Source organism: Paraburkholderia fungorum (genome assembly GCF_046027605.1).
Classification (GTDB): Bacteria; Pseudomonadota; Gammaproteobacteria; order Burkholderiales; family Burkholderiaceae; genus Paraburkholderia; species Paraburkholderia fungorum_F.
The window spans coordinates 201,265-226,726 of the sequence record NZ_JAQQEF010000011.1 but is presented as its reverse complement, the minus strand read 5'-3'; the positions used below and the strand labels follow the sequence as shown (position 1 = coordinate 226,726).

21 protein-coding genes are annotated in these 25,462 nt (G+C 62.6%); 9 read left to right on the top strand and 12 right to left on the bottom strand.

Annotation, left to right across the window (positions count from 1 at the left end; genetic code table 11):
- Position 1: 1 nt before the first annotated feature.
- Entirely contained in the window at positions 2 to 658 is a 657-nt protein-coding gene (locus PQR53_RS20100) for an amino acid ABC transporter permease (RefSeq protein WP_408457417.1), read from the top strand.
- A gap of 126 nt (positions 659 to 784) precedes the next feature.
- Here PQR53_RS20100 and PQR53_RS20095 read toward each other — a convergent pair whose 3' ends face one another.
- The 3 genes from PQR53_RS20095 to PQR53_RS20085 are packed head-to-tail and all read right to left on the bottom strand — an operon-like array spanning position 785 to position 4,814.
- On the bottom strand, positions 785 to 2,083 hold the full coding sequence (locus PQR53_RS20095; RefSeq protein ID WP_408457414.1) for a c-type cytochrome: 1,299 nt from the start codon (positions 2,081 to 2,083) through the stop codon (positions 785 to 787).
- 12 nt (positions 2,084 to 2,095) lie between these two features.
- Positions 2,096 to 4,357, bottom strand: coding sequence for a xanthine dehydrogenase family protein molybdopterin-binding subunit (locus PQR53_RS20090; protein ID WP_408457411.1), 2,262 nt, complete (start codon positions 4,355 to 4,357; stop codon positions 2,096 to 2,098).
- Between the two features lies 1 nt (position 4,358).
- Positions 4,359 to 4,814, bottom strand: coding sequence for a (2Fe-2S)-binding protein (locus PQR53_RS20085; protein WP_323043332.1), 456 nt, complete (start codon positions 4,812 to 4,814; stop codon positions 4,359 to 4,361).
- A 449-nt stretch (positions 4,815 to 5,263) separates the two neighbouring features.
- Between PQR53_RS20085 and PQR53_RS20080 the strand changes: the two genes are divergently transcribed.
- Positions 5,264 to 5,662, top strand: coding sequence for a hypothetical protein (locus PQR53_RS20080; protein ID WP_179737621.1), 399 nt, complete (start codon positions 5,264 to 5,266; stop codon positions 5,660 to 5,662).
- A 759-nt stretch (positions 5,663 to 6,421) separates the two neighbouring features.
- Here PQR53_RS20080 and PQR53_RS20075 read toward each other — a convergent pair.
- Positions 6,422 to 7,465 (bottom strand): peptidoglycan DD-metalloendopeptidase family protein, encoded by a 1,044-nt coding sequence (locus tag PQR53_RS20075; protein ID WP_408457409.1) that lies wholly within the window; start codon positions 7,463 to 7,465, stop codon positions 6,422 to 6,424.
- A gap of 713 nt (positions 7,466 to 8,178) precedes the next feature.
- On the bottom strand, positions 8,179 to 8,595 hold the full coding sequence (locus tag PQR53_RS20070) for a hypothetical protein (protein ID WP_408457407.1): 417 nt from the start codon (positions 8,593 to 8,595) through the stop codon (positions 8,179 to 8,181).
- 130 nt (positions 8,596 to 8,725) lie between these two features.
- Between PQR53_RS20070 and PQR53_RS20065 the strand changes: the two genes are divergently transcribed.
- Positions 8,726 to 9,133 carry an SRPBCC family protein gene (locus PQR53_RS20065; protein WP_408457404.1) on the top strand — a complete coding sequence of 136 codons (408 nt, stop codon included), beginning with the start codon at positions 8,726 to 8,728 and terminating at the stop codon, positions 9,131 to 9,133.
- 200 nt (positions 9,134 to 9,333) lie between these two features.
- On the opposite strand, the gene PQR53_RS20060 is transcribed toward PQR53_RS20065, so the two are convergent.
- The 4 genes from PQR53_RS20060 to PQR53_RS20045 all read right to left on the bottom strand — a co-directional run bounded on the left by PQR53_RS20060 (position 9,334) and on the right by PQR53_RS20045 (position 15,390).
- A complete protein-coding gene (locus PQR53_RS20060; RefSeq protein WP_408457525.1) occupies positions 9,334 to 10,656 on the bottom strand; it encodes a cytochrome c in 1,323 nt (440 codons plus the stop codon).
- Positions 10,656 to 11,414 (bottom strand): (2Fe-2S)-binding protein, encoded by a 759-nt coding sequence (locus tag PQR53_RS20055; protein WP_408457401.1) that lies wholly within the window; start codon positions 11,412 to 11,414, stop codon positions 10,656 to 10,658. The genes PQR53_RS20060 and PQR53_RS20055 overlap by 1 nt, the downstream gene beginning before the upstream one ends.
- Positions 11,411 to 14,239: a xanthine dehydrogenase family protein molybdopterin-binding subunit gene (locus PQR53_RS20050; RefSeq protein WP_408457398.1), complete on the bottom strand. Its 2,829-nt coding sequence runs from the start codon at positions 14,237 to 14,239 to the stop codon at positions 11,411 to 11,413. Before PQR53_RS20050 ends, PQR53_RS20055 begins: the two co-directional genes overlap by 4 nt.
- 395 nt (positions 14,240 to 14,634) lie before the next feature.
- A complete protein-coding gene (locus PQR53_RS20045) occupies positions 14,635 to 15,390 on the bottom strand; it encodes a DeoR/GlpR family DNA-binding transcription regulator (RefSeq protein ID WP_408457395.1) in 756 nt (251 codons plus the stop codon).
- A gap of 122 nt (positions 15,391 to 15,512) precedes the next feature.
- Here PQR53_RS20045 and PQR53_RS20040 point away from each other — a divergent pair, with 122 nt between their 5' ends.
- Together PQR53_RS20040 and PQR53_RS20035 are read left to right on the top strand one after the other, a co-directional pair.
- Complete coding sequence (locus PQR53_RS20040) at positions 15,513 to 16,100, top strand: NUDIX domain-containing protein (RefSeq protein ID WP_408457392.1); 588 nt, start codon at positions 15,513 to 15,515, stop codon at positions 16,098 to 16,100.
- A 364-nt stretch (positions 16,101 to 16,464) separates the two neighbouring features.
- Positions 16,465 to 16,764, top strand: a complete 300-nt coding sequence (locus PQR53_RS20035; RefSeq protein ID WP_218899974.1) for a hypothetical protein — start codon at positions 16,465 to 16,467, stop codon at positions 16,762 to 16,764.
- A gap of 85 nt (positions 16,765 to 16,849) precedes the next feature.
- On the opposite strand, the gene PQR53_RS20030 is transcribed toward PQR53_RS20035, so the two are convergent.
- Both PQR53_RS20030 and PQR53_RS20025 read right to left on the bottom strand, forming a co-directional pair.
- Entirely contained in the window at positions 16,850 to 18,022 is a 1,173-nt protein-coding gene (locus PQR53_RS20030; RefSeq protein ID WP_408457390.1) for a porin, read from the bottom strand.
- A gap of 233 nt (positions 18,023 to 18,255) precedes the next feature.
- The gene (locus PQR53_RS20025; protein ID WP_408457387.1) at positions 18,256 to 18,516 is read right to left on the bottom strand and encodes a hypothetical protein; all 261 of its coding nucleotides are present in this window, start codon (positions 18,514 to 18,516) and stop codon (positions 18,256 to 18,258) included.
- A 60-nt stretch (positions 18,517 to 18,576) separates the two neighbouring features.
- Here PQR53_RS20025 and PQR53_RS20020 point away from each other — a divergent pair, with 60 nt between their 5' ends.
- Together PQR53_RS20020 and PQR53_RS20015 are read left to right on the top strand one after the other, a co-directional pair.
- A complete protein-coding gene (locus PQR53_RS20020; RefSeq protein ID WP_408457385.1) occupies positions 18,577 to 19,689 on the top strand; it encodes an OpgC domain-containing protein in 1,113 nt (370 codons plus the stop codon).
- A 130-nt stretch (positions 19,690 to 19,819) separates the two neighbouring features.
- A complete protein-coding gene (locus PQR53_RS20015; protein WP_408457382.1) occupies positions 19,820 to 20,680 on the top strand; it encodes an alpha/beta hydrolase in 861 nt (286 codons plus the stop codon).
- Between the two features lie 123 nt (positions 20,681 to 20,803).
- Here the strand turns inward: PQR53_RS20015 and PQR53_RS20010 are convergent, their stop codons facing one another.
- Positions 20,804 to 21,886: an AI-2E family transporter gene (locus PQR53_RS20010; RefSeq protein WP_408457380.1), complete on the bottom strand. Its 1,083-nt coding sequence runs from the start codon at positions 21,884 to 21,886 to the stop codon at positions 20,804 to 20,806.
- Positions 21,887 to 22,231: 345 nt separating this feature from the next.
- Between PQR53_RS20010 and PQR53_RS20005 the strand changes: the two genes are divergently transcribed.
- Both PQR53_RS20005 and PQR53_RS20000 read left to right on the top strand, forming a co-directional pair.
- Positions 22,232 to 22,516, top strand: a complete 285-nt coding sequence (locus PQR53_RS20005) for a DUF3331 domain-containing protein (protein WP_179741437.1) — start codon at positions 22,232 to 22,234, stop codon at positions 22,514 to 22,516.
- 364 nt (positions 22,517 to 22,880) lie between these two features.
- Positions 22,881 to 25,451, top strand: coding sequence for an adenosylcobalamin-dependent ribonucleoside-diphosphate reductase (locus PQR53_RS20000; protein ID WP_408457377.1), 2,571 nt, complete (start codon positions 22,881 to 22,883; stop codon positions 25,449 to 25,451).
- Positions 25,452 to 25,462: the final 11 nt, after the last annotated feature.

Here is a 25,462-nt window from a genome sequence, read left to right as displayed (position 1 = left end):
CATGGTCGAATTCACGCTGTGGGACATCGCCCGCAATCTTTTGCTCGCCGCCCGCTGGACGGTGCTGTTGTCGCTGATCGCGTTTGTCGGCGGCGGTGTGGTCGGGCTGATCCTGCTCGCGATGCGCGTGTCGCCGATCCCGTGGCTGCGCCGGATCGTCGTTGTGTATGTGGAAGTGTTTCAGGGCACGCCATTGCTGATGCAACTGTTTCTGGCGTTCTTCGGCCTGCCGTTGCTGGGGGTGGATGTTTCGCCCTGGGTGGCGGCGACCGTCACGTTGACGCTTTATACGAGCGCCTATCTGGTGGATATCTGGCGCGGCTGCGTGGAAGCCGTGCCGCGCGGCCAATGGGCCGCGGGGGCGAGTCTCGGTATGACGTTCAGCCAGCAATTGCGCTATATCGTCTGGCCACAGGCGCTGAAGATCGCTGTGGCGCCGACGGTCGGCTTTCTCGTGCAGGTGGTGAAAAGCACCGCGCTGGCGTCGATCATCGGCTTCACCGAGTTGACCAAGACCGGCACGATGATCACCAATGCCGCGTTCCGCCCGTTCCCGATCTACGGCATGGTCGCGATGATTTACTTCGCAATGTGTTTTCCGTTGACGTGGTATGCGCGCGTGCTGGAAAAGCGGCAGAAGGTCGGGCAGCATCGGTGACCTGCCGTTGGCTGTTCTTTGCTGCACCGAACTGTTCCGAAATCGCCTGGTAGCGTCACAGGCATTCGCGGAAAAGCGGCAACCATTTCGCTCCGGTTGCCGCTTTTTATTGCCGCAGCGATTCGACTACTTCGCCGCCTGGGTCGACTTCCGCAACTTCGCCACCTCACCCGCCGTGACTGTCGGTCCACCGTTGTTCCACCCGGCCCGCACGAAGCTCAGCACATCGGCGATCTGCTGATCGTTGAGCACCGGCGCGTACTTCGGCATCGGATACGGCGCGGGAATGCCGCCGATCACCAGATCCTCCGTGCCGTTCAACGTCACGTTGATCAGCGACGACGGATCCTTCTCCAGCACGTTCGGATTACCGGCCAACGGCGCCAGCATCGGCGCAAAACCGCGTCCATCGACACCGTGACAGTGCATGCAGTACGCCGTGTAAACACGCGCGCCGGCATCGTTCGCGGGGCGGTTCAGCGACACCTTCGTCGCCTGCGGGTCGTACGTGTAGGGAGGCGCCCCGTTGCCGCCCGCCGGTGGTAGCGACTTCAGGTACGTGGACATCGCCGCGATGTCGGTGTCGTTCATGCCCTGCGTGCTGTTGTTGATCACGCTGGTCATCGAACCGAACGCCGATGCATGGCGATTCGCGCCGGTCTTCAGGAATGCCTGCAGGTCCTGATCGTTCCAGCGACCCAAACCGACGTTGTGCTCACCCGTCAGGTTCGCCGCGAACCAGCCGTCGAGCACGCCGCCAGTCAGGAACGCGCTGCCGCCTTCATCCAGCGCCTTCTCCTGGAACGCGATGCCGCGCGGCGTATGACACGAACCGCAGTGCCCCAGCCCCTGGATCAGATAGGCGCCACGATTCCACGCGACATCCTTGCCCGGCTTGTCCTGATAGACGCCCTTCTCGAGGAATACCATGTTCCAGAACTTCAACGGCCAACGCATGTTCAACGGCCATTTGATGTCCGCTTCGCGGTTCGCCTGCTGCACCGGCGCGACGCCGCTCATGAAGTACGCGTACAGCGCTTTCATGTCGTCGTCGTTGACCTTCGCATACGACGGGTATGGCATCGCGGGATACAGGTTGTGACCGTCTTTTGCGACGCCTTCACGCATCGCTTTTGCAAAGTCTTCTTCCGTGTAACTGCCGATGCCGGTTTGCTGGTCGGGCGTGATGTTGGTGGTGTAGATCTGGCCCATCGGCGTGTTCATCGGCAAGCCGCCGGCGAATGGCTTGCCTTTCGGCGCCGTATGGCAGGCAACGCAATCCCCGGCTTTCGCCAGATACGCGCCGCGTTGCACCAGTGCCTGATCCGCCGCTGGTGCCGCTTGAGCCGCTTGAGCCGGTGCTTGCGTCAGCACCGGCAACGCCACGCACAGCGCCGCGCCCAAACCCTTGAGTGTGTTTTTCATATCGGGCTCCGGTTAGGCGGTTTGCAGTTGGCTGCCGACGGGCAATTGCCGCAGCCGCTTGCCGGTGGCCGCATAAATCGCGTTCGTCAGCGCCGGCGCGAGCGCCGCCGTGCCCGGTTCGCCGATGCCGCCTGGCGCCTCGCTACTCTTCACGATATGCACCTCGATCGGCGGTGTCTGATCGATCCGCAGCATCCGGTAGTCGGTGAAGTTGTTCTGCTCGACGCGGCCGTCCTTGATCGTGATCTGGCTATAGAGCGCCGCCGTGATGCCGAAGATGATGCCGCCTTGCACCTGCGCTTCGATCGTGTTGGGATTCACCACCATTCCGCAGTCGACCGCGCACACCACCCGTTTGACGGCCACCTCGCCCTGATCGACCGCCACGTCGACCACGATCGCGAAGAAGCTGCCGAACGCGTGCATCACCGACACCCCGCGCCCCTGGCCCGTAGGCACCGCGCTGCCCCAGTTCGCCGCCTGCGTGGCGGTATTGAGCACGTTCAGCGCGCGCGGCGTTTTGCCCAACAGATCGCGGCGATATTTGACCGGATCGACTTTCGCCTGCGCGGCGAGTTCGTCGATGAAACTCTCGACCACGAAGGTGCTGCGCGTCGGTCCCACGCCGCGCCAGAACGCGGTGGGAACGGCGTGCGGTTCCTGGCGCACGTAATCGATCAGTTGATTCGGCAAGTCGTAGGGCAGATCGGAGGCGACTTCCACGGCGTCCGGGTCGAGACCGTTCTTGAACGCCGGCGGTGCGAAACGCGCGAGGATCGACGAGCCGACAATTCGATGCTGCCACGCGATCGGCTTGCCGTTCGCATCGAGACCGGCGGAGATTTTGTCGTAGTAGTACGGCCGGTACATGTCGTGCTGGATGTCTTCTTCACGCGTCCACACCACCTTCACCGGCGTCGATACCTGTTTGCCGACCTTGACCGCCTGGGTGACCATGTCGAACTCGAGCCGCCGGCCGAAACCGCCGCCGATCAGATGGTTGTGCACGACAATCTTGTCGGCGGGCAAACCGGTGACGGCAACCGCGGCGTCCACCACCCGCGTCGGCACCTGCGAGCCGAGCCAGACATCGCAGCCGTCGGGCCGCACATGCACGGTGCAGTTGATCGGTTCCATCGTGGCGTGGGCCAGGAACGGTTGCTGATACACGGCGTCGATGCGTGACCTGGCGTTTGAAAACGCAGTGCCGACATCGCCGTCCTTACGCGCCACCGCGCCATTACGCTGCGATGCCTGGGCGAGATCGTCGACGATCTGTTGCATGCCCAGCGTCGCGCCCGCGCCTTCGTTCCATTTGATATCCAGCGCCTGCAAACCGCGTTTGGCGGCCCACGTGTGATCGCCGATCACGGCGACCGCGTTATCGAGCTTGACGACCTGGCGCACACCGGGAATCTGCTTCGCGTGGGTATCGTCGACGCTGGCAAGCGTGCCGCCGAACACCGGGCAATTCGCGATCGCCGCGTAGACCATGTCGGGCACGCGCACGTCCAGTCCGAACATCGCGGTACCGTCGACTTTCTCCGGCGAATCGAGGCGCTTTGCCGCGGTGCCGATCAGCTTGAAATCCTTCGGGTCTTTCAACGTGACGTTTTGCGGCGCGGGCAAGCTGGCCGCGGCGTTCACCAACTGTCCGTAACCAATGCTGCGATTGCTGGCGGCATGGATCACCTCTCCGGCTTGCGCATGGCAGCTTGCCGGATCGACCTGCCATTGCTGCGCGGCAGCGCTGACAAGCAGTACGCGGGCGGTTGCGCCTGCCTTGCGCATCGGCTCCCACGCGTAGCGGATCGACGTCGAGCCGCCGGTGAGCTGGCCGCCGAGCAAGGGGTCCCCGAAAAGCTTTTCGTTCGGCGGCGCGTGGTCGAGCGTGACCGAGTCGAGCGGCACCTCGAGCTCTTCGGCGATCAGCATCGGGATCGACGTGTAGACGCCCTGACCCATTTCGACCTTCGGAATCACGAGCGTGACCTTGCCCGCCGTGTCGATCTGGATGAACGCGTTCGGCGCGAATACGCCGTTTTGCGGCGCTTCAATCCCATCGCCACCGATCACCGATTTACCGGCCTTCTGATCCTGGCTGACGGCCGGCATGCTGAAGCCCAGCAGCAAGCCGCCGCCCGTTGCCGCGCCGACCGTGACGCTGAGCTTGAGGAACGTGCGGCGTGTGATGCCTCTCTTGCCGTCTTTGCCGCTCCTTTCGTCTGCTAACGGCTGCGCGTCTTTTTGTGCATCGAGCAATCCCTGGGACATGTCAGGCTCCCTTCGCGGCTTGCTTGATCGCCGCGCGGATGCGGTTGTACGTCCCACAGCGGCAGATGTTGCCGGCCATGGCGGCGTCGATATCCGCATCGGTCGGATTGGGGTTGCTCGCAATCAGCGAAGCCGCCGACATCACCTGCCCCGACTGACAGTAGCCGCATTGCACCACGTCCAGCTGACGCCATGCCTGCTGCACCTTCTGCCCCGCCGGCGTGCTGCCGACCGCTTCGATGGTGGTGATTTTCCTGTCGCCGACGGCCGCTGCCGGCAGCACGCACGAGCGTACCGCGACGCCGTCGAGATGGACGGTGCACGCGCCGCATTGGGCAATGCCGCAACCGAACTTGGTGCCGGTCAAGCCGACGAGATCGCGCAAGACCCACAACATGGGCATGTCGGGGGGTGCGTCGACAGTATGGGTTTGGCCGTTGATGTTGAACGTTGTCATGGGCGGCTCCGAGTGGGGTTTATTGTTGGTCAGGCTGTTTAGACAGAGACGTCGAACCAAAACGCAAAGACTTGCCATGTTTATTCGACAAGCCGGGCTAATACACAATGCGGCAATGCAGCTGCAGTTCAATGAGTACAGTAGATGATGCGCAGCGCGAATGCGCTGGAGGGACCCGGGAAATTGTAGTCGCGCATCGAGAAGTTCGCCGGCGGCGCGGCAGCTCTGCGGCGTTCGCATGCAAAGAAAAGATCCGGCCCGCCGCCCTTTCCGGAAGTGAAACGGATTTCAAATCAATGCGTTACCATTATCGGATTGGCTTGACCTGACGTGCTTCGCGTACGCGCATCATTCTGACTGATGCATCCTCGAACGATTTTGGTAGCATGGATCTGGCTTGACCCGATCGCCCGGCCTGATCCGGCATGACTATCCGAAGGAGCCGCAAGATGAACGACCAGCAATGCAGTCAATTCCTCTCGGACATTCGCAGACCGCTACTGGCGCTGCATAAATCAATTCTCGATCACGAGCGCGCAGTGTACGAAAAGGAATTCGGCCCCGTGACACCGGCGGCCTTCCTGCAGGTGCTCATCAACGGCTCGGGGTTCCGCTGGCTCACGCCGCTCTCAACAGTCATCGCCAATGTCGACGAGATTCTCGACGACAAGGAAGCGGAGGCGGCCGATCGGCTCGCCGCAGTTGAAGCGGTCACCGGCCTGTTTTCTCCCGACCAGCCCAATAACGCGTTCCTGCCGCGCTACTTGCCGCTCCTGCAAGCCGACCCGGCGATCCTGCATCACCATGGCCAAGTCTCCCAACTGCTGCGCAGCACTGAAGCGAAATAGGCGGCGGTGCGGTGACGCGCCAGCTTCGTTGGCGTGAGGTGGAGGACGTTGCTGGGGTTGAACGCGGCCGCAGGGCGTCGTGCGATCGGCCGCGCCTGGCGCGACACCGGACGGCGCGCAGTGATGGTTGTGCCTGCGGCTCCCGGATTCGCTCACCATTGGTATGCGTGCATTTCGGTCGATCGCGCGTCGTCTCGTTAAATCAAAAATCGACGCACCCTCGACGATTACCAGGCTTTCCAAACTCAGCCAACGCAAAGACGCCTTATTTTAAGGCGATTTATGCTCGATACGTAATAGTGCGTTGTCCCTGTGCCGCTCAGCATCAATCCGGCGATGCCGTTATTAACGTTCTTTTCAATTTACCTGGCTTTGCTGACTAAAACAAAGATGAGTCAAAGGTGAGCTTTTGCGGGAGGCTCGCCAGGAACGCTGCAAAAACCCGGTCAGCGCGCTTTGGAGACGCCCGCTAAGGTAAGCAGACTTTCCGCGACGCTTACCGCTATGCACTGGCTCGATCGAAGAAGGCGCACAGCCGCAAGCTGATTTGCTCAGCATCGGATCCGGACAGGTGGGTATGCCATCGCAACGAACCCAGCGTTTGCTCACGGCCACTCCCAGACAGACACATGTGACAAAGCAGCGAACCCGGCAAATGATTTGCCGGGTTCGCTGCTTGTGTAGAGAGGCGAAAAATCGCCGGCTCTTTTAATTGTCCGAGACACGGGTCGCGGACCTGCCGGGAGCGCGGCCGAGGATCTAGCCGCGGCCTTGTGGCAAATACGGCATCGGATCGATCGGCTTGCCGTCGCGGCGCAACTCGAATCCGACAGAGACGCGCGAGTTGTTTTCGTCGCCCATCTCAGCGATCTGCTGGCCTTGCAGCACAATGTCGCCAATTTTGACCAGCAGTTTGCGGTTATGCGAGTAGGCGGTCAGAAAGTCCTTGTTATGCTGGACGATGATCAGACTGCCGTAGCCGTTCAGGCCCGTGCCTGCGTACATTACCTTGCCGTCAGCCGCGGCCCGCACCGGATCGCCTACCTTGCCGCCAATCTCGATGCCGCGCGTTTCGCCCGGCTGGAAAGCCTCGACCACGCGGCCGCCGGCAGGCCATGCGAGCGACACCCCATTCGCGTGCCGGGAAGTCTGCTGCGCGACTTCGCGCGCCTCGGCCGCGCTAGGCGCGGAGGGTTGTGGGGCTGATTGCGTCGTTGGCTGCGCGGTGGATTGCGTCGCTGCCTGCGCTGCTGCCTGTGCGGTGGATTGCGTTGCCTGCGCGCCGGTTGCCGCCGGCGCCTGCTGCGCTGCGAGCGGCGCAGCAGGCGCGGACGCCGCCGCAGCCTTTGCAGCGACCGCCGCTGCTTTGGCCGCCGCATTGGCCGCCGCATTGGCCGCATTAACCGCCCGCACCGTTTCGGGCGAGGCGACATGCAGCACCTGCCCCAGCTTCAACCGCGACGAACTCTTGAGGCCATTCCACGCCTCCAACTGCCTGACGCTGCAATGATGATGCTGCGCGATGCGCGCCAACGTGTCGCCACGCTTGACGCGATATACCAGCGGCGGCGCTTTTTTAAGCGGCGTGCCCTCGTCAGCGGCTAGCTTGACCTGTGTGCCTGCGAGCGCATCGGAGGCGGGCGCTGCCGCCACCGCCGGCACACTGGACGCAACCGATGCTCCTGATGCCGCGCCGGTCTGCGCGCCCTGCTGCCCCACATTCGCACAACCGCTGACCGCCAGCGCGACCCACACGCCAGCCAGACTGGCCATCATTGTTCTGTCGAAGCGCTTTCCCACCATTGTTCGACTCCTGCTTTTTTATTGGCGAGCCGGGTGCGGCCCTGTCGCTTACGATGCGCGCGTTCCGTGAAGCGCTGCTTTCGTTCGCGACACAGCGAGGGAGCCTCGCGCGGCGCCCACCCATGCCATGCCGTTCAAACCAACCCTTCGCGTCGCCGAAGACCCGGATCTCCGACTACCGGACGCCAGATTCCAGTTGCCGGACACGAGGCACTCAATACCCGATAACCGGCGATCCTCCGCGAAAAGGGCCAGATTGCTGATTAAAATTCACGCGGAATTGTAAAGTGCGTTTTGCAGAAAACGCTCCGCTCCACACAATCTGATACAAAGCTTACGCGCCGTATTGCGGACTGGTTGCGCATGCAACCAGTCCCGCGCTGTCTGCCCTTGAACAACCGCGGCTCCTTGCAGATCCGGCGGCCGCCGCTCTGGCTGCATCAGCCGCTGCAGCCCGTTCGCGCCTCATGCGCGGCGTCGGCCTGGAGCCTCGATGCGCACGGTCGCAAATACCCGTAAACGGCTGCGCCGCCGGGAACCGGGCGACAACGTTTGCTTTAACGGCAGAGCGCCACCAAAACTTGAATGGCCAATCGCCGCGACGAAGAACGCGCAGGGAAAATGTGCTGGCGAGCGGACGCTCGTATGCCCGTCCCGCTCGATAAAACGAAGGCGTCTAGCTGTCCGCCCTGGCTCGATAGCACGGGCGCCCACTAACTGTAGGTCTTGCCTTGATACAGCACGAAGCCGACCGGATGATGTGTGAAGTGCAGCACCGGCAGAACGGGGTTGTTGTTATCGGCGGTGGGATAGGCGCTGGCTTCGGGGATGTATTCGCCTTGCGCCTCGATTGGTTGTCCGACCTGCAAGCCGGGGATTTGCTGCGTGAGCCCCTCGCTGTCGCCGAAACGCACCGCAACGAACACTTCGGTGCCGACGAGGTTCTGCGTGCCGCCCTCGAACTTCAAGACCTTGTCGATCTTGATGACGAATTGCTGATGCTCGGCGGCATGGTGAAACTCCGGCGCGAGGAACACCTTGCTGATCGTGCCTTGTACACAGGCCAGAGGTGCACCCAGCGAATTAGCGTAACTATGATGAGGAAGCGTCTGCGTCGCGCGATTGCTCATGAAATCTCCGTGAAGGGAATCAGTTAGTCTACGGCGAAACGTAAGTCGCGCCGCCGGACGGCATCGGCGCGATACCATTTGAGCAAGCCTCGGCGCGCGAGTTCATTGCGTGCCATTCACGGGAGACACAATGACCGCGCCTGCACAAGCACAAATCATCACCGTCCATATCGCGCGCGACTGGCGCGATGTCTACGCTTTCACTTCACCACCGGACGCGTTCCCGACGTGGGCATCGGGGCTCGGCAAACCGTTGCGCCACGAAGGCCCGATGTGGGTGTTCGAAGGCAGCGAAGGCGCCGTGACGGTGCGCTTCTCCGCCCCTAACAACTACGGCGTACTCGACCATTACGTGCTCTTGCCCGACGGCAACGAGATCTACATCCCGCTGCGGGTGATCGCCAACGGCAGCGGTAGCGACGTGCAGTTCACCCTGTTTCGCGTACCTGGTATGACCGACGAGAAATTCGCCGCCGACGCGCAGTGGGTCGAGCGCGATCTGAACAAACTGAAGGGGTTGCTGGAGGCGCGGAGTTGATTTACTTGCGTTAAGCGGCACGGGCCCACGCATAAAAAAGCCGGCGCCTCGATGAAAACACCGCAAATCGTCGGACGGGCGTCCAACTTCGCGGAGTCGGTTCATAACGGGCACCGGCTGCTTCTCACATCACGCTTAACGCTTACCGCCCGACATTCAGCATTCAACGCTCAATGTTCGACGTTCAACGCAGCGCAGGTTCAGCGCAACGCTTTCACCGCATCGGCCGTCACGTCGGCAGGCTGGCCGCCATACGTGGCGCGTAGATAATTCGCGAGCTGTGCGAGCTCCGTGTCGCTCAGTTGCGTGGCGAAACCCGGCATGTCCTGCATCCGTTCGAGGCCCGGGAAATCCTGCGCGCCGATGCCGTCGAGCATCGCCACGATCAGATTGTGCGCATCGCTTTGACGCAGCGTGGAATTAGCGTGCATCGGTATCGCGACGTGCGGCTTGCCTTCGCCACCCAACCCGTGACAGCCGGCACACACCGCGAGATAGACGTTGCGTCCTGTCTCGAGTTGCGCGGCATCGGCGGAGACCGATTGTGACGGTTGCAATGGTTGCGCCGGCGGCGGCTGGTCGCCGAGCAGATACGTCGACATCGCGCGCAGATCGTCATGCGTCATGTACTGGCTGCTCAGATGCACAACCGGATACATCTCGCCGAATGCCGAGCCTTGCGGCGCGATACCCGTGGCGAAAAAAGTCTGCAAGTCGGCGGCCGTCCAGCCACGCGACGCCAAACCATGCGGCGTGATGTCCGGTGCGGCGATCCGGCCGAGCGCCGCGCCCGTCATCGGCCTGGCACCGTCGAGCTGACCGAACTTGCCGCGCGGCGTGTGGCATTCGGCGCAATGGCCAAGCGCGCTTGCCAGATAGCGTCCGCGATACCACTCCGCCGACGCCCCGGAGGAAGTCCCCTTGGGGGGCGCCCCGGAGGAAGTCCCCTTGGGGGATTGCCCTTCCGATGCGTCCGGCAACGTGTCCGTCAGGAACAGCCAGTCCCAGAAACGCACCCCAAAACGCAGGTTGAACGGGAACGACAGCTCCGGTTCGTGGTTCGCCACCGCCGCGGGCTTCTGCGCCATCAGATACGCGTAGATCGCGTCGCTGTCCGCACGCGACAGTTGGCGGTAGGACGTATACGGCATCGCCGGATACAACTGCTTGTCCGGCGTGACGCCGTCGTGCAGCGCCTTGTACAGATCGTCCGCGCTCCAGTTGCCGATACCGTGGTCCTTGTCCGGCGTGATGTTGGTGCCGTAAAAGGTGCCGAACGGCGAGGCCAGCTTCACGCCGCCGGCGAACGGTGCGCCGTCGGAGGTGGTGTGGCAGGCGGCACAGTCGGCGGCCTTGACGAGATAACGTCCGCGCGCGAGCGGATCGGCCGCGGTGGATTGCGGTCCCAATGCTGCAGCAGCCTGCATCGCGACAGCAGAGTCGTCGTGTTTGGCGCAAGCGCCCAGTAAAGCCGCGGCGCCGACCAGCAGCAACACGCGGCGCAAATTCATCGAACGGCTCATCATTCGGCGCCCCCCAATCGCCCACGGGGACTGCCTTCCTTTACGAGGCCGGGCGTCGTCAGCACGACTTCCTTCACGGCTTCGTAATAGCGCACGTAACCCGTGCAACGGCAAATATGGTCGTTCAGCGCCTCCGTGATGGTGCGCTCGACCTGGTCCCTGGCGATCGGCTGACGCTTCAGACGTTCGATCAGCACAGTCGCCGCAGTGACGAAACCCGGCGTGCAGTAGCCACACTGAAAACTGAAGTGTTCGAGAAACTTCTGCTGGATCGGCGACAGCTCGACGACCTCGCCCGCCTCGTTGCGCCTGGCGTGCCCTTCGATCGTACGAACGGTTTTGCCGTGGAAGAAATTCGCGCCGGTGATGCAGGTGCGCACTTCCTCGCTAGTGCCGTCCGGCTTGTCGACGATCACGACACACGCGTGGCAGATGCCCTGGCCACAGCCGAGGCGCGAGCCGGTCAGATGCAGGTACTCGTGCAGGAAGTCGATCATCATCAGACCGGCTGGCACGTCGGTCGGGCCGACGATCTCGCCGTTCACCTTGACCGTTACCGGCAGCGTGCGGAAATGCGTCAACGGACGCTCGACCACAGCAGCAGCCGGTGCGCTGGCGGGGACAGCCCCCGAGGCGACCGGGCCGGAGGCGACCTTGGCCGCAGCGGCCTCCGAAGCACCGGACACGACACCCGAGGCGACGTTGCCATTCACCACGCCACTCGCAGCATGAGCGGAAATCTGATTGGGGGTCGTCATGCGAGCACCTCCTGAATACGTTGCGGGGTAACCGGCAGATCGGTAAAGCGATGATCGATCGCGTGAGCGATACCGTTCACGATTGCGCCGACCACCGGAATCATCACCACCTCGGCAATGCCCTTCGGCGGATCGGTTTCGGTCAGCGGCGGCAGTACTTCGCCGGTCTGGGTCCAGACGGCGACGTCCGTCGCGCGCGGCAAGTGGTAGCGATTGAAGTTCCACGTGCCGTTGCCGGGGCCGTCCTCATAAAGCGGCAGATACTCGTGCAAGGCATGGCCGATACCCATCGCAAGGCCGCCTTGCAGTTGGCCCGACACGAGTTGCGGCGAGAGCTGATTGCCGCATTCCATGATCGAGTGATGCGCGAGCAGGTCCACCTTGCCGCTCGCTTCATGCACCGACAGTTCGACCAGCGTGCCGACCGCGCTGTAGTACGTGACCGCGGCGTTATTGCGTTGCACCGGCGGAATGAATACGCGCTGACGGTCGAGCACGCGGTAGCGATTCGATGTGGTCTGCAGTTTTTGCCTGTCGGCCGAAGCGCTATCGCCGTAGCGCACTGAAAGACCATCGAGCGGCAAACGTTCGACGCTGCCGTCGATCTCGAAGTCCGCTTCGGTCCATTGCCAGCGGTTGAACACGTGCACAGTCGCGCCGGTTACCAGACCCAACTCGTGCGCTTTCTTCGCGAGCTGTTCGAATGGCAGCGCTTCGAGGCCCGCCGCGGACAGCTTGCCGTCGACCCAGCGCGCCTCTTCGATGCGCACCACCAGCGGCGCGGCCTGCCCGCCACCGTCGCCTTGGCGCCAGATCGCCTGCGCCGCCGGCCACAAGCCGTGCGCGAAGATCACGCGTGCGGCTTCGCGCGTGCTGTGCGTGAAGTAGAACGCCGAGTTCGTCGCGCTCGACGGCGACGCATAACCTGGCGACCAACGCGGATTCGCGGCCAGCTTGTCCTGGTCCGCTTGCGACATCAGGTACGGATCGCCGCTCGTGACGACCGGCAGATCGGGCCAATCGGTGATCGCGACATGCACGTCGGTAGCTGGCTTGCCGAGCCACTTCGCGACCGCGATGGCCTGCGAGGTCGACACGCCCGTGCCGATTTCGGCGGCCGTGTGTTGCAGGCTGATCTTGCCGTCGGCGCTGAACTCGACCTTCGCGAACGAGGTTTCCGCGCCGGTGCCGAAGTCTTTCTGCACACACGCAAAGCCGACGCCGTAGCGCTTGCCCGGATGCGCGGCTTCGAACTCGGTCTTGCGTTTCGCGCGATTCGTCCACAGCGGATGAACCTTCGCCTTCTGCAACACCTCGTCGACGCGAATCGCGCCGGCGGGCACCGCGCCCTGGGTGTTCTTCATGCCCGAACGCAGCGCGTTTTTCAGGCGGAAGTCGATCGGATCGAGCTTCAGTTGCGCGGCGATTTCGTCGACCATCATCTCGGTCGCGGCCATGCTTTGCAGCGTGCCGTAGCCGCGTGCCGAGCCCGCGTCGATCGCGCGCGAAGCAATTGCCACCGCGGACAGATCGTTCTTCGGGAAGTAGTAGATCGACTGCGCCGCCGTCGCGCCCACCATCGCCACCGACGGCGAAAAGTTGCAACGTCCGCCGCCGTCCGCTTCCATCGCGGCCTTGAACGATTGCAGCAAGCCGGTGTTCCTGTCGACCGCGATCCGGTAGTTCATCCTGAACGCGTGGCGTTTCAAGGAGGTCTGGAACTGTTCGTAGCGATCGTTAGCCAGACGTACCGGGCGGTCATCCGCATACATCGCGCAGACGAGACCGTAGAACGGCACGTTGAAGTGGTCCTTCGAACCGTAGCCGACCGTATAGCACGGGTGCACAAACAGGTTCTTCACCGGGAACGCGCATTTCGCGACCATCCCTGCCGCGCTTTCCACGACTTCCAGCGGCGCCTGGGTCGGCACGACCATGTGCAACGATTGCGTCGCCGCGTCGTACCAGCAGTTCGCGTTATCGGGTTCGAGCGCGGCCGTGTCGATCGACTGCGTGTTGTACTCGCGCTCCATCACCAGCCAGTCCGCCGACGGATGATCCAGTTCCTGCTGGATCTGCCCGGCGTGGAACATGCCCTGCTCGTCGAGCTTGCCGTGTTCGACGCCGTCGGGCCACACCGGCTGGTGCTTGCGCATCGTGCTCGGGAACACTGGCGCGTCTTTCAGACTGGAGAACGTGTCGTCGTCATAGGGCGTCTTGCCGCCGACGCGCACGAAGCGGAACGTGCCCCACGGATCGCGTTCGAGCGGCCCGGTCTGCGCGCCGTAACGGATGATCTGATCCTGGAACTTGAGCGTGTTCTTCGCGAAGCGGAAGCGCGCGAAGTCGTGATAGATCAGGATCGCCACGGCCTGGCCGAGATACGCGGGCGTCTTGCCCGGCGGCAGCAGCATGTCGTCGCCGTAGAAGGCCGGGAAGATTAGACCATCGCGCGTCAGATCGTCAGCCGTGACCACGCGGTCGGGTTTCAGATCATCGCCGAGCAGCGCCAGGTCGAAGCCTTCATAGCTGCGGTCGGCCTGCGTCGTGCGCAAAATGAAGGCGTGCGACTGCTGCTGTGGCCAGTGCGGCATGTCGGCGGCGCGGATGTCGCGCGCGAACACTTTGGAACCGGTCACTTTCGCGATCCCGTCGATGCGGAATTTCGCCTGGCCGTTAGCCGAGTCCCATTGAACCGGTGTCAGGATTTTTTCTTCGAACAACGCAGCGAATGCGCGGCTGCCCATCGGCGCGAGATACACCGACACACCCGCCAATACGCTGGCCTTCAGAAAACTACGACGCGAAAGGTCGAGTTTCCCCATGGACTTCTCCTTTAGTGAACACAGTGGCAACTCGTGGGCAGGACGACGGCGCAAAGCCAGTCGATAGCGCGTGAAAAACATCCCGCTCCGTGTGCTGCTCACGCGATCGCGCATGCACAAGCGCGCAGAGGCTGTCACCACGAGGGAGGTGTTCGATCCGCGGGCGCTTGCGGGCGCCCGGGCGTAACGGCGACGTGCAGCGGCCATCACTTCGGCTATGCCGCAGTCGATCTGATCTACCTTGAACTACCGTGAGTTGCCTTTTTCCCCAGTCCTACTGAGGGCAAGGGGCGGGATTATCTCGCCTATTCCCGAATGGGTGCGTCATTTTTTGTCAGCTATCTCGCAAATAACGGATCGGGTATGAATCGTCATGGTGGCGGGTTTATCGCAAACTACGCACGCAAAATCGTGATACCCAATGCCTCGAACGGGGCAGTCAGTGCCTCCGGCGTGTTCCGCTCGACGACGATCGTGCTGGCCGCCGACACATCCGCAATCCTGTACGCCGACGCCGCATTGAGTTTTTCCGCCGACGCCAGCACCACCGTTTCAGCCGCATGCTCCGCGAACGCGCGCTTCACGTAGGCCTCCTCCATATCGCCGGTACTCAGGCCCGCTTGCGGATGCACGCCGGTCACGCCCATGAAGTAGAGGTCAGCGCGGATGTGGCTGAGGGCTTCAATAGCGGCCGCGCCCACGTTGACCATCGAATGGTGGAACAGGCGGCCGCCGATCATGATGATCTCGAGCGCCGTATGCTCCGCCAGTTCCACAGCAATGCTCGGGCTGTGCGTCACGATCGTCGCCCGCAAGTCGCGCGGCAGGTGACGCGCCAGTTGCACGGCAGTCGTTCCGCCGTCGATGAAGGCAATCTGGCCGCGCCCGATCAGGCCGGCCGCCGCCCGGCCGATCGCCGCTTTCGACGCCGATTCGATGCGCTCGCGTCCGGCAAAGTCCACCGCCGCCGGCGACGCGGGCAGCGCGCCGCCATGTACCCGCTGAAGCTGCCCCTCGGCAGCGAGCTCGCGCAAATCGCGCCGAATGGTGTCCTCGGAGACGTCGAATTCCACGCTCAAGGTCTTGGCGATCACCTGGCCGTCGCGCTTGAGCGCCTCGACGATCAACTGTTTTCTTTGCGATGTAAGCACGACGGCGGTCCTTTGAGGGTTCCGGTGATTTGCACGAAATTTCTTGTTTTTGCACGATATTGCACGATACCATAATTGCGTGCGGTGCCGACCGCGTTTCCCAACAGAACAGGATGCGAACCATGAACGAGATCGCCGGGCGGGTGCGGATTGTCGACGTGAAAGTGCTATCGGACGACTGGTACGTGCTGAAGAAAACCACCTTCGACTACCAGCGTGCGGACGGCAGTTGGCAACGCCAGAGTCGCGAAACCTATGACCGCGGCAACGGCGCGACGCTGCTGCTGTATGACGCGCGCCGCCGCACCGTGGTGCTGACGCGGCAATTTCGCCTGCCGGCGTTCGTCAATGGCCACCACGGCATGCTGATCGAGGCGCCGGCGGGGCTGCTGGAGGCCGCCTCGCCTGAGGAACGGATTCGCGCTGAAGTGGAAGAGGAAACCGGCTACCGCGTGCACGAAGTGCGCAAGGTGTTCGAAGCCTTCATGAGCCCCGGCTCAGTGACGGAAAAGCTGCATTTTTTTGTGGCGGAATACAACGCGGTGACAAAGGTCGGCGCGGGCGGCGGGATTGCCGACGAAGGCGAAGATATCGAGGTGCTCGAACTGCCCGTGGAAGAAGCATTGGCGATGGTCGAGCGTGGCGAGATCGTCGACGGCAAGACGATCATGCTGTTGCAATACGCAAAGTTGAATCTGTTCGGCGCGTAAGCATCGGTTCGCAGTGCGCCGGTTGCCCGGCAGGATCGTCGTGACGGCAATGGGCGCCTATGCGGCGTGCGCCTTGCCGCCGTTACGGCTGTTTCGTCACCGGCCTGATTGTCACCGGCCTGATCTCGAGCCAGGCATTTCGGACTGATCCCACACAAGCCTGGGAAAGGGACGATATGTTGAAGAAGGTCAAAAAAATATCCTTACGGGTCCCGTTTGAGACTGACTGCCTCGCTGTAAAAGCGTGGCAAGTCTTTAAGCGTGAAAACTATTTCCGTCAGTATATTTTTTACTTCGCCGGCTCGATAAAGCCGGTGGATGATTTGAGGTTTAAGTGGATTCTCTTAATTCAGCGAACAGATTCATGGGTGGTTTCTTTTTCGGCGCCCTGATCGCTGCGGTCGTGATGGTATTGCTGTGCAATGCCGGTGAATTTTCGCCGTTCATGGCGAAGCTGCATGCTTTGGAACAGGTCATCGTGACCGCGCTCATTTCCCTCGTTATCGTCGATGCAAAGCCATTGGCCTATAAAACCGTCTGGCGTGAACGCCGCTGCCGCTTCGTACTCGACGAAGATCTGAGCGCGACCATTCGCGGCAGAACCTTCGGCATTCCCGCTGGCGTGATCATCGGCATTCTGATTCAGAATTACGTAATGAATTGATTTCCCGTCACCCGGGAAAGCGACATTCAATGACGCTCGAACTCGCAGTCATCATTCAGTCCACAACCGGCGCGCCCAGTCATCGCTAGAACTTATGCCGTATCGCCGCTCGCACCACGACCTGCTTCGACGTCGATGACGGCGACTGGGTGCCGACATTGAAGGCATCGTCCAGAATCGAATAGGTGGCGTCGCCGGTCACCTGTTGATATTCACCCTGGATGTACACGTCGGTGCGTTTGGACAGGTTGTAGTCCGCCATCAGGCCGAACGAATGAATTTTCGGTTTCACGCCGCCGCTCGAGGCGTCGTAGGTTTCCATCGTGTACACGTACTGGGCCCCGACAAACAGCATCGGCGAAATCTGGTATTTGCCGTTCACCTCGAAGTTCTGATATTTCAGGGAGTTCAACAACACACCGGGTGCGACGAGCGGCGTCACGCCGAGATAACCGTTGCTGGTCGGGTCCAGATAGTTCGAGTTGGTGTACACGAAGCCGGCAGTGGCCGGCCCGAAGGTATATGTGATGCCGCCGCCGAACACGCGCATGCGGGCGGCAATAAAGCTGGCGTCGTTTGCGGTGATCGCGCCGTTCGAGCCGTTGCCGGGGTTGTCGGCCTGCAGATACGCCGCGGCCACCAGCAGTCCGCCGTAGGTGTACTGGCCGCCGAAACTGTACGCGCGATTGTTGGCGAAGCCCGTGTCATTGCTGAAGCTGTATACGCCGCCAAACTGGAAGCCCGAGAGCGACGGGCTGGTGTACTTGACGCTGTTGTCGAGCCGGAAGGTGTTGTCGGTGTTGTCGTTGTCGTACGGGTGGGAGAACAGCGAACCGGCCCAGTTGCCATTGGCCGTGGTCTGCGCCAGATAGTCGACCACCGAATCGTACTGACGGCCGAAGGTCAACGTGCCGTAGGGCGCCGAGCTCAAACCGACGAACGCCTGGCGCCCGAACATCCGGCCGCCCTGGTTAAGCCGCCCGGAGCTGACGTCGAAGCCGTTTTCCAGCTGGAAGATCGCCTTCAGGCCGCCGCCGAGTTCCTCGGCGCCTTTCAAACCCCAGCGGCTGCCTTGCGCATCGCCGCTTGCAAGTTCATAGACATGGCCGCGGCCGACGTTGTTGGTGTAGTTGATGCCTTCATCGAGCACGCCGTACAGCGTCACACTCGTCTGGGCATACGCAGGCGCGCAGAAAATAGCACAGGAGGTGGCGGACAAAGCGGTGGAGACAGCCAGCGCGAACACTTGCTTGTTCATGAAGATCTCCCAGAACTCGAGTAATGGGACAACTCGATCCGACCGCTTTCTTTTGACGCTTCTGGAGGCGTTTATCGACCCCGACGCCCCTTCAGGAAATCCTCACATGCCGTTACGCCGCCGTCCATCGGGTGTCGCGTCCATATCTCAAAACGTTGCGAAATCTCCACTGCGTGCGGCGCCCTCTTCTTTCGCGGTACTTATTCAGGTAAACGATGCCGCGCCGGCCGCCCTTAAACCGGCGGTCGCCTGGCCTGCGCCGACCCCGGCACGACGCAAGCAATCGCCGCCTGTTCGAGCGGCTGGCGCGCGATTGTCCCGGACGCCGGCGGACGGCTGGATCCAGCACGGCCCGCCGCGGCTTTGTCATGGAAAGAAATATAATCGAAAGCTTTTGCGGCGCTGCAGCGGAACTCCGCGCCGTCAAACGGGTCATTTTTACTGGCCTTCTTCAAGCCCGCCGCAGTACCTGATCCCATTTCAAAAAGCCTCATGAGACGCCTGCCGCGCTGGACTAGCGCGCCGTCGCATGGGGCTGCTTTTGGCGCCACACAATGCAAAAAAAGTCGCAACCCCGCTTGATCGAGCTCGATTTTTTTCGCGGGCTGGTCCTCCTGGTCATCGTCGTCGATCACATCGGCGGCAGCATTCTGTCGCGCGTCACGCTGCATGCCTATGCACTGTGCGATGCGGCCGAAGTCTTCGTCTTCCTCGGCGGCTTCGCCACCGCCACGGCCTACGCGGCGCTTGCCGAACGGCGTAACGAGGCGAGCGCGCGCAGCCGCTTCTTGCGGCGCTCGCTCGAAATCTATCGGGCCTTTCTCATCACCGCCGGTTTGATGCTGCTGGTGAGCGCCGTGCTGACAGCGTTCAGTATCAACGGCCCCAATCTCGCCACCGCCGATCTCGACGATCTGATGGCCGCCCCCGTCGCCGCCCTGCGCGACATCCTGCTATTCCGGCGTCAGCCGTATCTCGCTTCGGTGTTGCCGATGTATGCGTTCTTCGCGCTGCTCGTGCCGATGATCCTGCCGCTCGCGCGCAGCAAGCCGTGGCTGCTGCTGGCCGGCAGCGTCGCGCTGTGGGCGGGCGCACCGGCTATCGACGCCTACCTGCCCGCCGCGCCGGACATGCACTGGGATTTCAACCCGTTTGCCTGGCAGCTGCTGTTCGTGCTCGGCGTGCTGGCACGTTGCCAGCCGGTTTATCAGCGGCTCAGCGCGCACCGTCTCGGCTGGCTGATCACCGTGCTGGCGTTCGCCGTGGTGGCGGCCGCGGCCTATTACAAGCTGTTTATCGAACGCGAGCCGCTCGATGGCAGCCTCAAGCAAAACCTCTCGTACCTGCGCGCAGTCAATTTTCTCGCGATTGCGTGGCTCGTCGCGAACCTGATCCAGCTGGGCTGGGCAAGAAAGCTCGCTCAATGGATGCCGTGGATCGGCATGATCGGCCGGCAGGGGCTGCTGTGCTTTATCGCCGGCGCCGTGATTTCGCTGGTCATCGATTCGGTGCTGTATGACGCGACCGACGGCTATCTGAACTATCCCCTGGGGCTGGTGGCGGATGCATTTGCGGTCGGCGCGCTGTTCGCCGTCGCGAGAGCGTCGGAGCCGCTCAAGCGGTTCTTGACGCGCCTTTGGAGCTTGCGGCTCGGAACGGCGCCCTGAGTCAGCGAGCAGCCTGCGGACACAAGTGCGGATTTTTGCCGCTTGACTCACTGCCGCTTGCCGATTTCCACCGTCGATACTGATAGCATGACGGCCGCGCGCGAGCTGCGCGGCGGCCTCTTACACTGACATGCGTCTATTCCTACATTCCGTACTCCTCGCGCTGTGCGCTGCTGTCGGCGCGCCGGCGAGCGCCAGCACCGTCATTAGCCGAAGCTTCCACTCCGAGGCGCTCGGCCGCGACTGGGCCTACACGATCTATCTGCCCACCGGCTATCACCACGACGCCGCACGCATTCCAGTGCTCTATCTCCTGCACGGCAATAACGGCGACGCCAACGACTGGCTCACGCAGGGCCATCTGCAAACCACCGCCGACGAGCTGATCGAACGCAAGGAGATGCCGCCGGTCGCGATCGTGATGCCGCAAGGCGGTACCGACTGGTACGTCGATCGCAAGGAGAAGATGGAGACGGCGTTCTTCCACGATCTGATGCCCGAGATCGAAACGCGCTATGCGGTCGCGACGCAACGTGGCGGGCGGATGATCGGCGGCGTGTCGATGGGCGGCTTCGGCGCGTTGCGCTACGCCATGACGCAACCGGAACTGTTTTGCGGCGCGCTGCTGCTAAGCCCCGCGATCTACCCGAATGAACCGCCGCTCGCTTCGGCGGCGCGGCGCGTTGGCGTGTTCGGCGAGCGGCAGTTCGACCCGCACGTCTGGCATTCGCTTAACTATCCGGCGCAATGGGAACGCTACATCAGCCGGCCATACCGCCTGCCGATGTTCATCGCCGCCGGCGACGACGATCTAGCGATCCAGGCTGATGCGTCGTCGCTTTATACGCATCTTCGGCTGGCGGGGAATCCGGCGGCGCTGCGCATTATCGACGGCGGCCATACCTGGGACGTCTGGAGCGCGCTGCTGCCCGCCGCGTTGAAATATACGTTGGGTTGCGTCAAACAGCCCGCGCGCGATCAGGAAAAGTAAACCACCGGATCCGCAGGACGGAGCGTGCCGGCAACGCGCGTGCCGACAATTCAGGTGAGGCTCGTTCAGGTGCGGCTCGAATTGCCAGATCACGCGCGATTCGGACCGCCGGGCAACGTGCAACTATTGCACCAGATCGGTCCACAGCACCATCAGCACGGTCATGAGCGCGGGGCCGATGAAAAGGCCCAGCAAACCGAACGTCTCGGCCCCGCCGAGAATGCCGAAAAGCACGAGCAGGAAGGGTAGACGCGTCGAGTTACCGATCAACACCGGCCGCACGAAATGTTCAGCGACGAACACCACGACTGAGCCGAACACGGCCAGCCCGATGGCCGCGGCAACCGCGCCTTGCGAGAACAGCCATAAGGCCGCGAGGCCGAACGTGATCGGCGCGCAGAACGGCAGCATCGCGGCGATCGCCGTGATGAACGCGAGCAGCGCGACGTGCGGCAAGCCGGTCACGAAATAGGCGACACCCATCAGCACGCCCTCGCCGAGCCCGACCACCACCAGCCCCGACACTGTGCCGCGCACCGCCGCGGCCATGCGCCCGAGCAGGTGCGCGCCGTCGTCGCCGAAGGCGCGCCGCACGCCTCTCATCAACGAGCCGGACAAACGCGGTCCGGCCTGAAAGATCACGAACAGCGTGACCAGCATGAAGGCGAACACCATCACAGCGCGCACAGCCCGCGCGCCGAAGTGGCGGCCGAGTGTCATCACGGTCGTGCTGTGCAAGCCCTTCATGGCTGCCGAATCGCGCAGCGGCTGCGCCAGATTGGCCTGCCACCAGCTCGAAATCTGTTGCGCGCCAACCGGCAAACGCTCGATGATGTCCGGCATCGGAATGCCGTTTTCTTGGGCGGCCTTGAACCACTCGTTCATATCATGCGCTTCGCGCAGCGCCTCGGTAATGCCGATACCGATTGGCAGCACCACCAGCAATGCGATCACGAGTGTCAGCACCGCGGCGACCAGCGTCGTGCGGCCCGTGAACCAGCGGTTGCCCTCCAACTTTCTTAAAAGCGGCCACAGCGCAATCGCAATGACGCCGGCCCAGGCCGCCACCGCAATGAAATCGCGCACGACCCACAGTGCCAGCAACACGAGTGCGATGTACAGCACGAGCAAGGCCGTTTTCTGCTTCTTCAGGCGATCAGGCGGAGACGGTGATTCGGGGGGCGCTACCGGGGGGCGTGAAATCATGTGGGCTCTTAGGGTCGTGTGGATATGCGCGCGTGCCGGCCAGAAAAATGCAAAGCCGCTACACTTGCATCGCACGGTCGCTCATCAATAACCACATCTTAAAGGAAGCACCGGCGCCCTCTACAGGCGGCATTCTCGTCGCACTGAGCACAACACTGCGTTGCAAAAATCCACCCTATCGTAAACTCGCCTTGCATATGGCCCGCAAAGCCCCGTCGTTTCGGGTAAGCGAGGATGTCAAGTTTCATTGTTGCTGTTTGGAGAACAGTGTTTCAACCGCTGCACAATGGCTATCCAGCGCGCACGGGACTACATTCGGCACTCCACAATACGGAGCCGACGATGATGACCTTAGAGTCCATCCCCCTAGACGGTACCAATGGCGTACGCATCGAAATTCTCGAGCGCTCCGACACGACACTGGTGATCCGCTGGGTCGAACCGGGGCGTTGCCACTATGGCGAGCAGCGTTGGCGGCGGCGCTCGGCGCATACCTCAGGCACCTGTGCTGTCACGCGGCGCAAGATTCGCCGCGGCGATGCGGTGTTCAAACCGGCAGAACGGCCAGCGCCTTCTAACGCGTCCGCGATGATTTGCGCTGAAGTTCTATGCGAGCTCGCTGAAGCGTAAGATTTTTGTATGCACGGCACTTCGCTGCCGTGCGGTTACGGGTTCTGCCGTTGCTGGCGTCCCTTGTGATCTGTTTGCGCGGACTTGCCGCCGCTCTCCTTTCTCAGCCGATGCGTCACGCGCCCGGCGCCTTACTCCACCTCGCCGCCTTAGAAAGGTAGCGCGAAAGGCCACTGCAACTGGCGGACGGCCAATCCACGGCCTCATCCCCCAACGCCCGATTGCAGCGCTTCGCCACGTGCGCTATGGTGGTCCACGTTGCGCCAGGTCACCATGCCTGCCACACGCGCACCGTCAAATGAATGCCCCGCATCCCATTCGAACGCGCCGCAGCCCGTCTCGCGGCAAACGAGAGGCGACACCCATGGCAGAAGACACTCACGAAACCCGCGCCGCAGCGGTTCCCTCCGTCCAGTTAGTTGCACCGCAACAATTCTCGCTGGACGTTCTGCTCGAGAAATACGCGAAAGGCGACGAGCAAACCGCCGACGACGTGTTCAAACGCGTCGCGCGTGGCGTCGCCCAGGCGGAACCTGAAGCGCTGCGCGAGTCGGTGGAAGCGCGCTTTGTCGACAATCTCCGGCATGGCGCACTGGGCGCCGGGCGCATCATGAGCGCGGCAGGCACAGGTATCGCCGCCACGCTCATCAACTGCTTCGTGCAACCGGTCGGCGACGCGATCCAAGGGGTCGACGAACAGGGCCTTCCCGGCATTTACGTGGCGTTGCTGCAGGCCGCCGAAACCATGCGCCGCGGCGGTGGCGTCGGCTACAACTTCTCCGCGATCCGGCCCAAGGGCGCGCGCGTTCATACCACCAGTTCATCGGCGTCCGGACCGTGCAGTTATATGGACGTATTCGACGCCTCGTGCCGGACCGTCGAAAGTGCCGGCTCGCGGCGCGGCGCGCAAATGGCCGTGCTCGACTGCAATCACCCCGATCTGATCGAGTTCATCGAGGCCAAACATTCAAAGGGCCGCTGGAACAACTTCAACGTGTCGGTGGGCGTGACCGACGAATTCATGCGTGCCGTCGAAGAAGATCAGCCGTGGCAACTCGTGCATCGCGCCGAGCCGTCGCCGGCATTGCGCGCGGCGGGCGACGTGCGGCAGCGCGACGACGGCCTGTGGGTCTATAGCGAACGGCCCGCCCGCGAGATCTGGGATCGCATCATGCGCTCCACCTATGACGTCGCCGAGCCCGGCATCGTGTTCATCTCGCGCATGAATGAGGACAACAATCTACGTGCGGTCGAAACCATCCGCGCTACCAATCCGTGCGGTGAACAACCGCTGCCGGCCTACGGCTGCTGCAACCTCGGACCGTTGAACCTCACGCGTTTCGTGCTCGATCCGTTCGCGCAAATGAAAGGCCGCAAGCCTTCGTTCGACTGGGACGGTCTCGCCAAACGCACCCGCACCCAGGTGCGTTTTCTCGACGACGTGCTCGACGTGACGCTCTGGCCGCTGCAGCAGCAATATGACGAGTCGCGAGCCAAGCGCCGCATCGGCGTGGGTTTCACTGGGCTCGGCGATGCGCTGGTGATGCTCGGCCTGCGCTACAACTCGCAGCAAGGCCGTGACTTCGCGGTACGCATTGCCCGGCTGATGCGCGACGAAGCCTATCGGGCATCGGTGGAACTGGCGCGCGAGCGCGGCGCGTTTGAGTTGTTCGACGCCGCGCGTTATCTCGAAGCGGGTACGTTCGCTTCGCGCCTGCCCGACGACATCAAGGAGGCAATCCGCAGCGACGGCATCCGCAACAGCCATTTGCTGTCGATCGCGCCGACCGGCACCGTCAGCCTCGCGTTCGCCGACAACGCGTCGAACGGCATCGAGCCGGCTTTCTCATGGACCTACACGCGCAAGAAGGTGATGGCCGACGGCGGCCGCGAATCGTTCGATGTCGAAGACTACGCGTATCGTCTTTATCGCGAGCTCGGCGGCGATGTGAAAAACCTGCCTGACTACTTCGTCAGCGCACTCGAAATGTCGGCACGCGACCACCTCGACATGATGGCGGCCGTGCAGCCTTACGTCGACACGTCGATCTCGAAGACGGTGAACGTGCCGGCGGACTATCCGTTCGAAGCATTCGAAAGCCTCTACTTCGACGCGTGGAAAAACGGGCTCAAGGGTCTCGCCACCTACCGTCCGAACGAAACGCTCGGCGCGGTGCTGAGCGTGAGCCCGCCGCAAGCGGATGACACGCTGGCCGAGACCGATCAGGATCCGCTGCGGATCGCGATCGATCATCGGCCCAAGGGAGAACTGCCGGCGATCATCGAAAAGGTCGAGTATCTGACGCAAGCCGGCAAGAAGTCGCTTTACGTGGCAGTGTCGTTTATCGAAGTGACGGGACGGCTTGGCGGTGAAGACGTCACGATCGAACGCCCCATCGAGTTCTTCATTCCGACCGGTCAGCGCGACGAGTCGCAGCAATGGATCACGGCGACGATGCGTTCGCTGTCGCTTGCGGCACGCGGCGGTTTTGTCGCGCGTAACTTGCAGGACATGCGCAAGGTGTCGTGGGATCGTGGGCAGGTGCGGCTCGGCGAAGTGCAGCGTCTTGACGGTCATCGCACCCCGCGCTGGCATGACTCCGAAGTGGCGGCGCTCGCGTTTGCGATCCAGCAGATTCTGCATCGGCGCGGTTTTCTCGATGCCGAAGGCAACCAGGTGCCGTCGCGCATGCTGGCGCGTTTGCCGCGCGGGCAGATGAGAGCCGAAACGGCATTGCCGGCGGATTTCGGCATCCGGCCGCCTCCTGGCGGCACCGGCTCGACTGACGATGCCGCCCTGCTACAACCCGGCGGTGCGCAAGGACTGCATACCATGCTTGGACGCAAGTGCGGCTCGTGCGGCGCGAATGCGGTGATCCGCAAGGATGGCTGCGACTTCTGTACCGCGTGTGGCGAGGTTGGCGCGTGCGGGTGAACGTCAGCTAA